10 protein-coding genes are annotated in these 15,476 nt (G+C 70.0%); 6 read left to right on the plus strand and 4 right to left on the minus strand.

Translation table 11 applies throughout. The features are described from left to right. The first annotated feature begins 358 nt into the window (after positions 1-358). Positions 359-1,513 (plus strand): right-handed parallel beta-helix repeat-containing protein, encoded by a 1,155-nt coding sequence (locus AB0F44_RS24740; protein WP_357359318.1) that lies wholly within the window; start codon positions 359-361, stop codon positions 1,511-1,513. Here the strand turns inward: AB0F44_RS24740 and AB0F44_RS24745 are convergent. Both AB0F44_RS24745 and AB0F44_RS24750 read right to left on the minus strand, forming a co-directional pair. Next, positions 1,500-2,975 (minus strand): lipopolysaccharide biosynthesis protein, encoded by a 1,476-nt coding sequence (locus AB0F44_RS24745; RefSeq protein ID WP_357359328.1) that lies wholly within the window; start codon positions 2,973-2,975, stop codon positions 1,500-1,502. The genes AB0F44_RS24740 and AB0F44_RS24745 overlap by 14 nt on opposite strands. 2 nt (positions 2,976-2,977) lie before the next feature. After that, a complete protein-coding gene (locus AB0F44_RS24750) occupies positions 2,978-4,096 on the minus strand; it encodes a glycosyltransferase family 4 protein (protein WP_357359319.1) in 1,119 nt (372 codons plus the stop codon). Positions 4,097-4,254: 158 nt separating this feature from the next. Between AB0F44_RS24750 and AB0F44_RS24755 the strand changes: the two genes are divergently transcribed. The 4 genes from AB0F44_RS24755 (at position 4,255) to AB0F44_RS24770 (ending at position 11,305) form a co-directional block, all read left to right on the plus strand. Beyond that, positions 4,255-5,022 (plus strand): CDP-alcohol phosphatidyltransferase family protein, encoded by a 768-nt coding sequence (locus tag AB0F44_RS24755; protein WP_357359320.1) that lies wholly within the window; start codon positions 4,255-4,257, stop codon positions 5,020-5,022. Continuing rightward, positions 5,019-6,929: a glycosyltransferase gene (locus AB0F44_RS24760; RefSeq protein WP_357359321.1), complete on the plus strand. Its 1,911-nt coding sequence runs from the start codon at positions 5,019-5,021 to the stop codon at positions 6,927-6,929. Before AB0F44_RS24755 ends, AB0F44_RS24760 begins: the two co-directional genes overlap by 4 nt. Before the next feature lie 193 nt (positions 6,930-7,122). Next, positions 7,123-8,316: a Cmx/CmrA family chloramphenicol efflux MFS transporter gene (locus AB0F44_RS24765; protein ID WP_357359322.1), complete on the plus strand. Its 1,194-nt coding sequence runs from the start codon at positions 7,123-7,125 to the stop codon at positions 8,314-8,316. A gap of 1,786 nt (positions 8,317-10,102) precedes the next feature. Next, on the plus strand, positions 10,103-11,305 hold the full coding sequence (locus AB0F44_RS24770) for an MFS transporter (RefSeq protein WP_357359323.1): 1,203 nt from the start codon (positions 10,103-10,105) through the stop codon (positions 11,303-11,305). A 6-nt stretch (positions 11,306-11,311) separates the two neighbouring features. On the opposite strand, the gene AB0F44_RS24775 is transcribed toward AB0F44_RS24770, so the two are convergent. Beyond that, positions 11,312-12,427, minus strand: a complete 1,116-nt coding sequence (locus tag AB0F44_RS24775) for a DUF1972 domain-containing protein (RefSeq protein ID WP_357359324.1) — start codon at positions 12,425-12,427, stop codon at positions 11,312-11,314. Between the two features lie 117 nt (positions 12,428-12,544). Beyond that, complete coding sequence (locus AB0F44_RS24780; protein WP_357359325.1) at positions 12,545-13,843, minus strand: glycosyltransferase family 4 protein; 1,299 nt, start codon at positions 13,841-13,843, stop codon at positions 12,545-12,547. 153 nt (positions 13,844-13,996) lie between these two features. On the opposite strand from AB0F44_RS24780, the gene AB0F44_RS24785 reads away from it, so the two are divergent. Next, positions 13,997-15,382, plus strand: a complete 1,386-nt coding sequence (locus tag AB0F44_RS24785) for an AMP-binding protein (RefSeq protein ID WP_357359326.1) — start codon at positions 13,997-13,999, stop codon at positions 15,380-15,382. Positions 15,383-15,476 lie beyond the last annotated feature (94 nt).

Genomic DNA, 15,476 nt, shown 5'->3' on the forward strand with positions numbered 1-15,476 from the left:
ATGGCGATCGGACCAGCGAATCTTGCTTCTCCGGTCCCGAGCCGGTTTAGCGAAACCAGACGCTAGCCCCGGGGGGCATCCATACATCTGGTGAATCCGCTTTCCGTTACCAGTCTGTGGCAATCGGTGCCACGATTCAGCACGGTCCAGTGACGTCGCCTACGCCCTCAACAGCCCTCCGATTAGCGCCTCGACTCAGGTGACAGGCTGCTTCGATGACCGAGACGACCGCGCCGCCGCACCACAAACTCGCCCGGTCACGTGCTCGATCCCCTGAATCGGGTATGTGTGGCGACGCAAGCACCCAACGCTCGCAAACTGCGGGGTTCAGGGGGCAGACTCCCACACGATCAGTTGGATGCAGAGTCCACAGGAAGGCGTACGTCTCTTGGCTGTCCCGTCCCGGGTCCTTCTCCTTGGTATCTCCGCGGTTGCCACCGTGGTCGCGTTGACCTCGACCTACGCGCTGACCAACGGCCCCGCCGAGGAGCCCAAGCCGCATGCGGAGAGGAACTACGGCGAGCTGCCACCCGACGACTTCGGCGGGCCGGTGACATTGACACCGTCCCCCTCCCCGTCGGTCACTCCCTCTGCCTCCTCGACGCGCTCGGCCAAGCCCTCGGACGGTGCGGATCCGAAGAAGCGGCCCACGGACTCGGGGAAGCCGAACCGCTCCGGCGATCGGCCGGGCGAGCAAGGACCGCGCGAGGGTGAGCCGCTGAGCTCACCACCGCCGGCGGGCGGCGCTCCAGGGTCGAGGGACACCGGCGTACCTCCGAAGAAGAAGCTGCGCGTCCACCGCGGCGACCTGATCATCAGGACCCCTGGGAAGGTGGTCGACGACCTCGAGGTGCACGGCCGGGTCAGTGTCGAGGCGCCGAACGTGACGATCCGCAACACCAAGGTGATCGTGCCGACCGGCTCGGAGACCGCCGGGATCTCCAACAACAACGGCAACGGCGCGGGGATGCTCGTCAGCAACGTCGAGGTGCTGGCCGAGAACGCCGCGCCGGGCGTCAACGGCGTGGTCGGCCATGACTTCACCCTGGAGGACTCCGAGATCCACCACGTCACCGACCAGGTCCACATCACCGGCAGCAACGTGACCGTGCGCGACAACTGGTTTCACGACAACTACCACTTCGAGAACGATCCGTACCAGGACGGCGCATCCCACGACGACTCGATCCAGATCATCGGTGGCAGCAACATCACGATCGCGGACAACCGGTTCACCGGCGCCTACAACGCCGGGGTGCAGATCACCCAGAGCATCAACGACGTCAGCGGGGTCACGATCCGCGACAACCTGCTCGGCGGAGGCGGCTGCACCGTCAACATCGCCGAGACCCGCCGCGGCCCGATCCGCGGCGTGGAGATCCACGACAACCGGTTCCTCAGCGACCAGCGCATCGACGGCTGCGCGATCATCCGACCCTCATCGACGAAGGTCAGCCACTCCGGCAACGTCTGGGACGACTCCGGCCGTCCGGTGGCCCTCAGCCGCGGCTGACCTTCTGGGCCAGCGCGCCCCTCACGGTCACCACCAGCGCCATCACGTCGCGGCGGATCGGCGGGACGAGCAGAAGAAGCGCGTACGCCGCGGCCGCGGCCACCACGCAGACCGGCACCGTCACCGCGGGGTGCTGCCCGTGGAGGGCCTGGGCGGTGGCGTACGCAGCGGCGGCGACCGCCCCGGCGACCAGCAGGATGCGGGCGGCGCCGAGGTAGAGAGGGCCGACCCGGAGTCGGGTGCGTCGGGAGATCCACCACAGCGACAGCGGCCACTCCAGTAGGTGGGCGGTCGCGTAGCCGACCGCGACGCCGGTGACTCCGTAGCGCACTCCGACGAGCACGCAGAGGACCTTCAGCACCGAGGCGACCAGGGTGTAGTGGCGCAGCTCCGTGGTCAGCCCGTGGGCGAGGTAGACCCAGTAGCCGACGTAGGCCAGCGTCTGGAACAGGCCCGCGCAGGCGAGCAGGGCGACGATGCCGGCGACGTCCCAGCCCGGGCCGAGCAGGAGCGCGCAGACCGGTGCCGCGGCGCCCGCCACCAGCCCGAGCCCGGCGCCGAGGCTGTAGCCGAGCGCGACCTGCCCGCGCTGCACGAACCGCTGGGTCAACGCCGGGTTGTCGCGGATCCGGCTCAGCACCGGCAACGCGACCGTCGTGGTGGGGCTGCGCAGCTGGACCAGCGGGTTCATCAGCAGCTGCCAGGCGCGGTTGTACGTGCCCAGCTCGTGGGCGCCCAGGCGGGTGCCGATGAGGACCGAGTCGATGTTGCTGGCGGCGTAGTTGATCAGTTGCGTACCCGCCAGTGACCAGCCGAAACGCAGGAATCCGCCCATCTCGACGCCGCGTCGCGGACGGCCGGGGAGCCAGCCGGCGAACGCGCCGGCGACCACCAGCCCGACAACGCCCTGAACGAGCTGCTGGACGACGAGGGCCCAGTAGCCGGCGCCGTTGGCCGCTGCGTACGCCGCGATCCCGAGGGCCACCAGCGGCGCCAGACTTGCGGCGGCGGCGAGCCGGGTGAAGAGCATCCGGCGGGTGAGGTCGGCGCGATACTGCGCGGCCATGCCGTTGAGGACGAACATGCCCGCCATCGCGGCGGTCAGGGTCGTCAGGGCCGGCTCGCCGTAGAGGACTGCGACGAGCGGGGCGGCCGCGATGGCGATGAGCGCGAGGCCGACGCCCAGGGCGGTGTTGAGCCACCACAGGTTCGTCTGCTGCGCCCGGGTGAGCACCTCGGCCTGGACCGCCGCGGTCGAGAGCCCGAAGTCGCGGAAGATCTCGGCGACCGCGACGACCGCCAGCACCATCGCGACCAGGCCGTAGTCGCGCGGCGTGAGCAGCCGAGACAGCACCACGACCGAGGCGATCTGGACCAGGATGCGTACGCCCTGGCCGCCGAGCACCACCATCCCGCCGCGGGCAGCGCTCCTGCCGAGGCCGCGTCGCTCGGTGTCCTCCACGCTCAACCGAGGACCTCGGCCGCGATCTCCTCGCGGTAGCGCTCGGCGCCGAAGCGCTCCTCGGCGTCCTTGCGGCCGGCGGAGGCGAGCTCGGCTGCCAAGGCGGGGTCGGTGGCGAGCCGCTGGATCGCGTCGGCGAGGTCGTGCGCGTCGCCAGGGGTCACGAGGAGCCCGGTCTCGCTGTCGGTCACGATCTCGGCCAGCCCCTGCACGCGGCTCGCGATCAGCGGCCGCTCGGCGAGCAGCGCCTCGACCGCGACGTTGCCGAAGGGCTCGACGCGAGACGGCACCAGTACGACGTCGGCCCGCTCGAGCTCGCGGGCGGGCTCGGCGACGTAACCGAGGAACTCGACGTTGCCGGCGAGGTCGCTGTCTGAGGCACGAGAGCGGAGCTCCTGCTCGAACCACTCATAGCCCGCGAACACCGACCCACACACCCGCAGGCGGGCGTCGATCCCGCGTCGGCGCACCTCGGCGAGCGCATCGAGAGCCACGTCGGTCCCCTTGCGCGGCGAGAGCCGCCCGACGAGCACCAGCCGCAGAATCTCGTTCGGCGTCCGGCTGCGGGCCGCCACTGACTCCGGCCCCGGCACCCCGTTGTAGACGACGGTCGTACGCCGCTCCAGCACCTTCACCGTGCGCACGAGAACGTCGCGCGAAGCCCGCGAGTTGGCCACCACGCGGGTGGCCAGCAGGAGCGGAGCGGTCAGGGCCAGGCGTACGGGCTTCGGCTGGTCGTCCTCAGCCTCATGCACGTGACAGACCACGGGGACCCGGGCCGCGCGCGCGACGACGATCCACCACGGGATCGTCACGGTGTTGACCAGCAGCCGGCTCGGCCGGACCCGCCGCCACAGCCGCGCCGCACGCACCCAGAAGACCATCAGCGCCGCGGCCAGCCGGACCAGCCCGGTGGGGCTGAGATACGCCTTGCGCAGCACCGGGAACGCCATCACCTCGACACTCGCACCGGCCGCCTCGAGCAGCGGGAGGAGCGGTCCGTGCTCGGGTACGACGACGGTGACCCGCTGCCCCGCCTGGTGCAGCCCACGCACCGTCTCGACCAGCTGAAGATCGGAACCGTAGACGTCCGGCGACGGGTGGGCGACCAACAAACGCATGATGGGCAACGGTATGTCACCGGGACGACCCGGGCCGAAGGTCCTGACAAAGTCCTACCCAGATCTGGGGAGTGGACGCTCTTCGTGCCCTGCGCCGATCGGGGCTCATCTAGGGTCCGCATGTCCAACCCCCACGTATGAGCGAAACAGGATCGAGCATGGCCGCGACCGGCGCCGAACGCGCCCCAGGCGGGTTCCGTGCACATCTGGAGGCACTGGCTCAGGCGCAGAAGCCCTCGCTCAACACCGCGGCCTACTCGCGGCTCGTCAACCGGCCCGCCGGCAGGGTCGTCGCCGCGGCGGCGCACACCGTCGGTGCGAGCCCCAACCAGGCGACGGCGGTGAGCGCGACGCTCTCGGCCGCCGGGCTGGCCGTGCTCGCGCTGGTCGAACCGCGCTGGTGGACCGGGATCCTGGTCGCGGTGCTGCTGGCCGCGGGCTATGTGCTCGACTCCTCCGACGGGCAGCTCGCCCGGCTGCGCGGCGGCGGATCGCGCTCGGGTGAGTGGCTCGACCACACCATCGACTGCTTCAAGACCGCCAGCCTGCATCTGGCTGTGCTCGTGTCCTGGTATCGCTTCGGTCCGGTCACCGACGGGTGGCTGCTGGTGCCGCTGGGCTTCGAGGTGGTTGCTGTGGTGACGTACTTCGGGCTGATCCTGATGCCGACGCTGCGCCCGGCCCCCATGACCGAGCCTCCCGGGTCGCCCATGGCGGTCCACGAGAACCCGCTGCGCAAGTGGGCGCTGCTGCCGATGGACTACGGCGCGCAGTGCTGGATGTTCGTACTGCTCGGTTTCGGGGTGGTCTTCTCCTGGATCTACGCCCTGGTCTTCGTCTGCAACGCCGCCGCGCTGGCCATCGCGCTGCGCAAGTGGTGGCGTGAGCTGCGCGTGCTCGACGGCTCGGTCGAGGTCTCGTCGTGAGCGAGCTCTCCCGGCTGGCCGTGGTGGTGGTCAGCTATGGCGATCCCGCCCTGCTGGAGCGGCACACGACCCAGGTCGCTGCCGCGCTCCGGCCCGCGCAGATCGTCGTGGTCGACAACCACTCGACCGACGCCAATCGCGACGCGGTCCGAGCCCTCTGCGACCGCGAAGGCTGGACCGGCGTCTTCCCCGGCACCAACACCGGCTTCGGCGCCGGCTGCAACCTGGGCGCCGCGGCTGCGCTGGCCGAGGGCGCCGAGGTGCTGCTCTTCCTCAACCCGGATGCCACGATCGACGCCGAGTCGGCCGTACGCCTCATGGCCGCCGTCGACGCCGAGCCGCTCCTGCTCGCCGGGCCGACGGTGCTCGGCGCGGGTGGCGAGGTCACCTCCGCGGGCCTCGATCTCGACCTCGACACCGGGATGATGCGCCCCTGGCGGCGCCGCGCCGAGCACCCCGAAGCCGAGACGCTGCCGTGGGTCACCGGGGCCTGCTTCGCGGTCACCCGGGAGCTGTGGGAGCGGCTGTCCGGCTTCGACGAGCGCTACTTCCTCTACTGGGAGGACGTCGACCTGTGCGCCCAGGTCCAGGCGCTCGGTGGCCGGGTCGCGGTCATCGACGGTGCCACGGCGATCCACTCCGGCGGCGGCACCCAGCGCGCGGAGGGCTCCCGCGCCAAGTCGCCGGCCTACTACTACTTCAACATCCGCAACCGTGCCCTCTTCGCGCGGACCTGGCTCAGCCGGGAGCGGCAACGGGCCTGGCGTCGTGGAGCCTTCGGGGCAGCGTACGAGATCTTGATGCGAGGTGGCCGCCGACAGCTCCTGCACCCGGTGCGACCGGTCTCCGCGGTCCTGCGTGGGCTGCGCGGCGGGCGCCGCGCCCGGCCGGTCCGGGTCCTGGAATCGGCCCGGGAGCTGCGCGCGACGACCAACCCCTACATCGTCCAGCTCGTCGAGACCCTGGACCGGCGGGACGACACCGAGGTCCTGCTGTTCGGCTTCGCCCGCGCCATCGTGGGCCGCTACGACGTCTTCCATGTGCACTGGCCCGAGCTGCTGCTGACCTCGGCACGTACGCCGCTGCGCCGGCTCGCCCGCCGCCTGCTCACCACTGCGTTCATCATCCGGCTCCGACTGACCGGGACACCGGTCGTACGCACCTGGCACAACCTCGTCCGACCCGACGGCCTGAGCCGCTGGGACGATCGGCTCCTCGACGCCCTCGAGCGCCGCACCAGGCACGTCATCCGGCTCACCGACCAGACCGCTCCCCCGCTCGACGTACCGACCTCGACGATCGTCCACGCCCACTACCGCGACTGGTTCGAGCCGGTCATCGAGGCGTTGACCGAGACAGTCGGGCCCGTCGAGACCGTCGAGAGGCGGGTGCTCTACTTCGGCCTGATCAAGCCCTACAAGGGCGTCGAGCAGCTCCTGGAGGCGGTCGCCGACAGCCCCGAGGCAGACCTGGACGTACGCCTGGTCGGCTCCCCCTCCGACCCCGCCCTCGCCGACCAGGTCCGCGCCGCGGTAGCGGCCGATGCCCGGGTGAGCGCCGACCTGACCTACGCCGACGACGCCACCCTGGCCGCCGAGATCGCCGCCGCAACGTTGGTCGTACTGCCCTATAAGGCGATGCACAACTCCGGCGCCCTCCTGCTCGCACTCTCCCTCGACACCCCGGTCCTCGCCCCCGACAACGAGGTCAACCGTCGCCTGGCCGAGGAGGTCGGCGAAGGCTGGCTCCACCTGTTCGAGGGCACCCTCACCATCGAAGACCTCGAGCGTGCGTTGAAGGCAGTTACCGCCAACCCGCCCGGCGGTCGGCCCGATCTGTCCGCGCGGGAGTGGCCGGAGTCTGCATCGCTCCACGCCGCAGCGTTCCGGGCTGCGCTGCTGCCCTGAAGCGCTTGGGTTAGCATCTGGGGCATGTCGAGTCCCGAATCAGACAGGTCAGGGGCTGCCGGTCACACCGCCAGCCCCGTGAACGACTGAGCACGCCGGCCCGCGATCAGCGCGGGCCCGTTCGGCATCCTCCGGTCCGCTGGCCGTGGTGACCAGAAGAACCATCTTCTGACCACTCACCTCGGAGTACTCGATGCCCTTCGCCCTCTACATGCTTGCCCTGGCGGTCTTCGTCATGGGCACCTCGGAGTTCATGCTCGCGGGCTTGCTGCCCGCGATCGCCACCGATCTCGACGTCACCGTCGGTACCGCGGGTCTGCTGACCTCCGCGTTCGCCATCGGAATGGTCATCGGCGCGCCGCTGATGGCTGCCTTCGCCCGCCGCTGGCCCCCGCGGGCGGCGCTGCTCGTCTGTCTGCTTCTGTTCGCCGCATGCCATGTGATCGCCGCGGTCACGCCCGTCTTCTCCCTCCTTCTCGCCGCCCGCGTACTCAGCGCCCTCGCCAACGCAGGCTTCCTCGCGGTCGCTCTGGCTACAGCAACCACGCTCGTGCCCGAAGACCGAAAGGGGCGCGCCCTTGCAATCCTGCTGTCAGGTACGACGATTGCCACGGTCGCCGGCGTTCCTGCAGGAGCGTTGCTCGGCGCCGCGGCCGGGTGGCGCACGACGTTCTGGGCCATCTCCCTGCTGTGCGTGCCCGCCGCGATCGGAATCCTGCGGGGCGTCGCGGACAGGCGGAGCCGGTCCGATGCCAGCACCGGTTCGCCGAGTCTCCGCGCCGAGCTGGGCCAGCTGCGCTCGCACCGTCTCCTCCTCGCAATGATCCTCGGCGCGCTGGTCAACGGTGGCACCTTCGCGGCCTTCACCTTCCTGGCACCGGTAGTGACCGATACGGCAGGGTTGACGGAAGCATGGATCTCCGTGGTGCTCGTGATGTTCGGGATCGGATCGTTCCTCGGTGTCACGCTCGCAGGGCGACTGTCGGACAACAGCCCGGGCCTCGTGCTCGCGATCGGCGGCCCGTTGCTGCTGTTGGGATGGATCGCGCTAGCCCTGTTCGCGTCGGTTCCCGCGCTCCTTGTCGTCCTGGTCCTCTTCCAGGGGATGTTGTCGTTCGGCGTGGGCAGCACCCTGATCGCGCGCGTGCTCTACGCCGCGTTGGGCGCACCGACGATGGGCGGTTCTTACGCGACCGCTGCACTCAACGTCGGAGCCGCAGCAGGACCCGTTCTCGGCGCGCTCGGACTCGCCACCGGAGTGGGCGAACTCGCGCCCGTATGGGTCGCGGCCGGCCTCACCGCGCTGACTCTCGTAGTCATGCTCCTGTCGAAGCGTCAGCTCAGACCGGTGTGCACGGTGGTCCCATTGGTCAGGGGCGACGGGTGAACCGGATCGTGCCGTCGGGTAGTCGCTTATGGATGTACGCGGGGTTGTGTGCCAGGCGGTGATGGTGCGGGCACAACAAGGCACCGTCCTTGAGGTTTGTCTTCCGCCCGCGGCCCATGGTTCTAGGTGGTGGGCATCGCACCATTCCGGCGGCATGTCGCAGCCCTCGGCTTGGCAGCACTTCTGCTGGAGCCGGAGCGCTTTGCGTTGGATGGGCTGGAAGAACCTGCTGCCTCGGCCGGCGTCGAGGACCTCGCTGTCTCCCCCGAGGACCCAGGGGATGATGGTGGCGTTGCACGCCAACCGCCGGGCCTCCGCGGCCGAGATGGTGGTGCCGTTGGTCTCGTCGTAGCCCAGGGTGGCGATCCCGAGGTCCTTGCGGAGCTCCTCGAGGCTGATCACCACATTGACCGTGGTCGCGTCACCGCCGTGACGCGGCAACGCGGCCGGGTCCATGGTCTCGAGGAGCCGGGCGAAGCCTTGGCTCATCAGTCGCTCCCACGGCGGCATCGGGGCACCCTTGGCGACAAGCTGTTGTTTGCGGGGCTGGGCCCAGGCCTCGACCAGCCGCTTGAACCTCCTCCCCATCGAGGTCGGGAGGACCCCGTCGAAGCCGATGGTGCCGTCGTGGTTGTCCCACACCCGCAACACGGTCTTCTGCTGGGCACGCTCCTCCTCAGCCAGGAGGGCTTTGGCCTCAGCGTCCTCGAACCGGACCGGATCGACCTCCCGCAGGATCCGCTTCCCGACGATCCGGAGTTCGGTGGCGGTCAGGTGGGTGGCGTAGTCGATCAAGAGCTTCTCCGCCAGGATCAGGTCCTCGCTGCTGGCGACGGGGTCGGCCTCGATCTTGTCGAGCGCCTTCGTGATCGCCCGGGCCTTGTCCTGGGACACGACACCCTCGGCGAGACCGGCGGCGACGAGCTCGTACTTCGCGACACTGGTGGCAAGTTTGATCTGCGAGCGGGCCTCGCCCTTGTCGATCAGCAGCTCAGTGCGCATCCACCCGGAGGCGTCCTTCGCGCCGGTCTCCTCGGCGATGTCGCCGGAAGAGGCGAGCACCCTCAGCTTCAACGCGGCTTGTTGGGCCTGGAGCTTCTCCAGCCGCTCCAGCAGGTCCTTCTTCTGCCCGGTGGGCCAGTAGGTGGGGTCGGTGGCGAGGAGTTCTTGGAGGGCGGTCTCGATGGCCTTCAAGGCGGCGTCGATCGCGTCGCCGGGGTTGGTGCCCCAGTGGTCGATCGAGCGGCCGAGACTCATCGCCATCTCCCCTTCAGAGGTGTGCTGTGATAGCTCTAATTCTACGCCCGAAGCCCCCTTGAGACCACCTATATATGCAGGTCAAACGCTATTTTCGCGGTGAGCGAACGGCCTCGATCCTGTGGATGGTAAGTGGCCCGAAGGGCCGCCCTTCCACCGCATCAACCTCACCCGTCCCAAACAAGAATCCGCTGCGCCACACCCGGGCCGCCGCCCCGATAGCCAGCCAAATCTTTTCTCGATCTGGTCCGGAGTCCAGGACCGCCGAAGGCGGCCGGCAAAGCCGGCGCCCGAAGGGCGTCCTTGACGCCGGTCCAGATCGAGAGACCCTCGAAGTCGGGTCGGCGGCCCTCACCGGCCTTGGGCGAGACGTTCCGGCAGGGAGATCTCGACAAGCTCGACCACCGGAGGCTCCTGTGTTGGTCTCGACACGCCTCCGCCTAGCGGCTCCGGCGGCTCGACCATCGGAGAAGGGAGGTCTCGACAAGCTCGACCAACGGAGACACCAGTCCTTTACTAACCTGACCGAGTGCCCCACACCCCGGACTCGTCCCCACAGCGCCCACCGGTCTGGATCTCCATAGCCTCGTTCGTGAGCAGCTTCGACAGGTTCGTGGTGAGCCCGATCCTGGTCCTGGTCGCAGCAACGTTCGAGGTCTCGGTCGGGCAGGCAGTGGCGATCGCGAGCGGTTACTACCTGGCGTACGGACTCTGTCAGCCGTTGTGGGGCGCCCTCTCGGACAGATTCGGCCGGGTGCGACTGATGCAGGGTGCGCTCGTCGGGGCGGGAATTGCCGGGCTGGTTTCGGCGGCGGCCCCCAACCTGATCACCCTGGTGGTGGTGCGAGTCGTTGCGGGAGCGTTCTTCGGGGCGATCGTGCCGACGTCATTGACGTACGTGGGGGACACCGTCTCCGCGACCCACCGGCAACGAGCGCTCTCGGACCTGATGGCCGCGATGGCGGTGGGGACGGCGCTGGCGGCAGCGGCGGCGGGGATCACCGGTCAGCTGGCCGGGTGGCGGGTCGTGTTCGCGGTGCCGGCGGTCGTGGCGCTGATCAGCGCCTGGGGCCTGCGCTCGCTCGCCGAGCCGCCGCGGGCCACGAGCAGCGGGATCAAGGCATCGTTCCGGGCGGCGCTGAGCAACCGCTGGGTGCTGGTGGTCGGGCTGCTCGTCTTCGTCGAGGGCGGCCTGGTCCTGGGCGTACTCACCCTCCTCGCCCCCGCGCTGCAGGCCCAAGGGGTCGATGCGGCGCGAGCGGGGCTGGCGGCGGCTGCGTACGGCATCGCGGTCCTGCTCTCCTCGCAGGTCCTCAAGGCTCTCACCCGACGGCTCCCGCGCTGGGCGCTGATGGCGATCGGAGGCATCGCCCTGACTGCCGGGTACGCCGCCGCGACCGTGACGGTCTCGGTGCCCACCATCATCGGCATCGTCGTGATGCTCGGGATCACCTGGGCCTTCCTGCACACCTCGCTGCAGACCTGGGCCACCTCGATCGTCCCCGAGGCCCGCGGCACCGTCGTCGCCTGCTTCGCCGCCTCGCTCTTCATCGGCAGCTCCATCGCCGCCGTCATCGCCGGCCCGGCCGCGGACCACAACCAGTGGCACACCCTCTTCACAGCCTGTGCCGTCACCGCCGCGGTCCTCACCGTCGCCTGCGTCCTCGCCTACCGCGCCTACACCGCCCGCGAGCCCGCTCCACCGACCGCGGACATCGCCACCGACGTCTAGGACGGATCAGCGCAGGTGGGCGCGGATGAGCTGCTCGTACTGGTCGGTGATCCGGCTCCAGGTGAACTCGGCGGAGTGGCGGGCGCGGGCGTGGCCGGACAGCGACGCCGCCAGCTCGGGCTCGGACAAGAGCCGCTCCAGCGCGGAGACGACGCCGGCCTCGTCGGAGAAGTAGAGAGCGGCCTCGTCGGCGACCCAGCGGTTGTAGCGGTTGTCGTGGGCGATCACGGCGTTGCCGCAGCCGAGCGCTTCGACCAGGGAGGGGTTGGTGCCGCCGACCTGGTGGCCGTGGACGTACGCCACCGAGTGGAAGCGGAGGGCGGAGACGATGTCGGTGTCGTAGATCGCGCCGAGGAAGACGACCTCGTCGCTGGCCGCCTCGAGGACGGCGCGCTGGTAGTCGTCGGCGGGGTCGTAGTCACCCAGGACGACCAGCTGCCGGCCCCAGCGGCGGCTGGAGAAGGCCCGGACGACCTCGAGGATGCTGTTCTCCGGCACCGGCCGGGCGACCAGGGTGAGGTAGGAACCCGGCTCGAGCCCGTGATCGAGCACGGCCCAGTCCGGTGCGTCGACAACACGCGGCGCGCCATAGGCGATCGTGGTGATCTTCTCGGCCGGCACCCGGGTCGCCAGGTGTCGGGCGATCTCGGGGTGGTCGGCGATGAGGTGGTCGCCCAGCCAGCAGGCGGCCCGCTCCTGGGTCCACAGGAACGCCTTCTCCGGGCCCGACCAGCGGGCCCGCTTCCACTCGATGCCGTCCATGTTGATGATGTTGGGGACGCGGCGGGAGCGCAGCACCGCGTTGAGCGCGCCGGTGTTGTAGCCGAATGTCACGCACACGCTGCCGTCCTGCTCGGCCTCTCGGGCGGCGTGCCGAACCGCGCCGACGTCGAACTCGATCGTCCCGCGCGGGCCGTCGTGCCGGGCCGGCACGTGCACGCGCTCGATGCCCTTCCACGAGTCGATGCGCAGATCCGCGGAGGGCTCGTCGTCCTGGCAGTAGACGACGACGCGCCAGCCGCGGTCGACCAGGTCAAGACCGATGTTCTCCACCGCGGTCTCGAAACCGCCGTGGGCTGCGGGCACGCCACGGGTGCCGAGCATCCGTACAGTTGGGGTCACGTGGGGTTGACTCCTAGATTCTAGGAGCCGATGGCTCCTATTTTCAGCACAAGGAGCCATCCAAGGGGATCCGCGTGGACCGCGGTCCCGAAGTCGGGGTCATATACCCCAAATCGGTTACGTCACCGCAGGTCCGCGAGTGAGCACGAACTGGCGCAGCGCGTCCGGATCGTCCAGATCGACGTACTCGAACCCGTCGACCGCCGCCGGCGCCTCGCCGATCGCGCACATGGAGTCGTAGACCTGCACGTACGCCGCCGACTGCGGGCCCCAGTCGAGCACCTTCGCCGCGCGCTCCCGCGCCCGCAGAGCCAGCTCGACCCGCAGCTCGGGATCGTCCAGCAGCGACTCGACTGCGTCGGTGAACGCGGCCACGTCCCCGGAGGGAACGAAGAGCGCGGCGTCCTCGGCGGAGACCCGCGTCTCGACCAGGTCGAAGGAGACCGACGGCAGGGCGTACGCCATGTACTCCATCGTCTTGTTCATCGTCGAGACGTCGTTGAGCGGCGTCTTCAGGTCAGGGCACAGGCCGACGGTGGCGGCGCTGAGGTGCTGGGCGATCAGCGCCGAGCCGGCCCGCCCGGTGAAGGTGACGACATCGTCGAGGCCCAGCTCGGTGCTGCGGCGCTTGAGGTCCTCGAGGCAATCGCCGAAGCCCATCAGCACCGCGTCGACATCGCTGCGGCCGCGCCGGTGGACGAGCTCCTCCATGACCTCCAGCACCGTGTCGACGCCGTCCTGGGGACCCATGATCCCGAGGTAGACCAGAGTGTGTCGGTTCGCGTTGGGCGCCGCGTCGTGAGGCCGCACCGGGCGCATCACCGAGGTGTCCGGTCCGCTGCGGACCACGGTCACGTCCGCGGGGGCCATCCCGCCGCGGGTGATCGCGACCTTCCGGTAGGACTCGTTGGTCGAGATGACCTGGTCGGCGGTGGCGTACGTCTGCTTCTCGAGCCAGCGCAGCGCAGCCAGCTGGGCGCGACCGGACAGGGACGTCGGAGCGCCGAACCGGGAGAGGAAGAGCTCGGGGTTGAGATCGTGCTGGTCGAAGACGAACCGGACGCCGCGGCGCTTCCAGATGCGGGCCAGCAGCCAGTAGGTGTCGGGCGGGTTGCACGCCTGCATGATCGCGAACGGGCGGTCCCGCCAGACCTTCTTGGCCAGCAGCGCCGTGCGGATCCAGCAGTAGACGAACTCGAGCAGATAGCCGAGCACGCCGCTGGCCTGCGGTGCGGGCCGGTACTTGTAGATGCGTACGCCGCCGAGCTGCTGCCGCCCCGGATCGCCGGGGCCCTTCGGGCAGATCACGCTGACCTCGTAACCGCGCGCGACCAGCGCCTGGCACTCCAGCCAGACACGTCGGTCCAAAGGCACGGGAAGGTTCTGGACAATGATCAGCACGTGCGTCTTTGCCACGCCATGTCTCTGCTGGGCTGCGTTGACCATATGAGCAGCGTTGTGGAGCACAGAGACCCGCTCGGCGGGGGCGGCCGGCATATCCCCGAATCCGGGGATCGTGATGGGCGACGCCGGTGCCGGAGCGGTCCGCGGCTCCTAGCCTCGCATCCTGTGAACCCGCTGGCCGAGCGCATCCGATCCGTACGTACCCGACCCCGGTCGCAGGCCGTGATCGCGGACCGGCGCTCGTCGGTCGACGCGGACGGGCTGGTCGGCGCGGCCGAGGAGCTGCGGCTCGCCCTCGTCGCGGCTGCCGGTGTACCGCGGCCGCTGGTCGCGGTGTCGCTCCCGCTGTCCACCGACGCGGTGGTCGCGCTTGTGGCCGCGATCCTCGGTGATCTCTCGGTCTGCTTCGTGGACCCGTCTGCGGCCGAGGAGCACCGCCGGTCCCTCCTCCAGGCGCTGCATCCCGATGTCGTGCTCGACCGGTCGGGGATCCGAGCGGTCGCCTCGTCGTCCTCCCGCTCGTCGCTGGATGCCGGGTACGTCGCGATGTCCTCCGGCTCCACCGGCGGTGGCCCCAAGGGCGTGCTGTCGTCCTGGTCCGGCATCGACGCCTTCGTGCCGCACGGCGCCGCCGCGCTCGACCTCGACGCCTCCTCGGTATGGGCCGAGGTCTCGCATCTCTCCTACGACCTGGCGATGACCAACCTGCTGGTCGCCCTGGCCGCCGGCTCCTCCCTCCACCTGTCTGGATCGCTGGGCGACCGGCTCCGCCCGCTTGGCTTCTGCGCCCGCGTCGAGGCGACGCACCTGCGGCTGGCTCCCCGATTCATCGACCTCGCCACCAACGAGCGCGCCGCCATCTCCCCACCGACCCTGCGGGTATGGGGCTCCGGCGGTGACCGGCTCTCCGCTGCCGACGCCCAGCGCGTCTTCGACCTCGGCGTCCCGACTGTCGTCAACACGTACGGCACCAGCGAGACGATCGGCTTCGCGAGCGCTGCCCGGTTCGATGCAGGGGACGACCTGCCGACGGTCCACGGCGCGCTTGGGATCGGGCGAGGGGTGGTCGGGGCGTGGCGTACGTCGTTGCTTCCTGGAGAGGCCGCGGAGATGCTGACCATCGAGTCGCCGCACCTGCCCGGCGGCTATCTCTTCGGCAACCCGAACGGGGAGTTCCCGCGCTGGGAAGGTCGGGAGCGGGTGCTCACCGGTGACCTCGGCGCCCGGCGCGGCGAGGAGCTCTTCTGCCTGGGCCGCGCGGGGCGTCGGGTCAAGCGCAGCGCGAGCTTCGTCGACCTGGACGCGCTCGACGCCGAGGTGAAGCAGGCCTTCGGCCTGGCCACCTTCACCGCCGCCACCCCCGAGGGCGGTCTGGTCAGCCTCGTCGAGGGTCCCGGCACTGATCTCGGCGACCTCCGTCGTCGGCTCCCGACGGTCCTCCGCCCCGACTCGGTCCCGGACGTACTCGTCCCCGTCGCCCAGCTCCCCCGCCTCGGCAACGGCAAGATCGACCAGGCCGCGGCTCAACTGCTGGCCGCCACCGCTGGCTGAGCCACGCTGGTCGAGCCGCCGGAGCCGCTAGGCGGAGGCGTGTCGAGACCAACACGGTCCCCTCAGCGCTCGATGGGACCGTGTTGGTCTCGAC

Source organism: Nocardioides sp. NPDC023903 (assembly GCF_040639295.1).
Taxonomy (GTDB): Bacteria; Actinomycetota; Actinomycetes; order Propionibacteriales; family Nocardioidaceae; genus Nocardioides.

What these genes read in the sequence shown, in the direction of transcription:
- AB0F44_RS24740 (WP_357359318.1), top strand. Translation starts at nt 359, where the DNA reads ATGCAGAGTCCACAGGAAGGCGTACGTCTCTTGGCTGTCCCGTCCCGG.
- AB0F44_RS24750 (WP_357359319.1), bottom strand. Translation starts at nt 4,096, where the DNA reads ATGCGTTTGTTGGTCGCCCACCCGTCGCCGGACGTCTACGGTTCCGAT.
- AB0F44_RS24755 (WP_357359320.1), top strand. Translation starts at nt 4,255, where the DNA reads ATGGCCGCGACCGGCGCCGAACGCGCCCCAGGCGGGTTCCGTGCACAT.
- AB0F44_RS24765 (WP_357359322.1), top strand. Translation starts at nt 7,123, where the DNA reads ATGCCCTTCGCCCTCTACATGCTTGCCCTGGCGGTCTTCGTCATGGGC.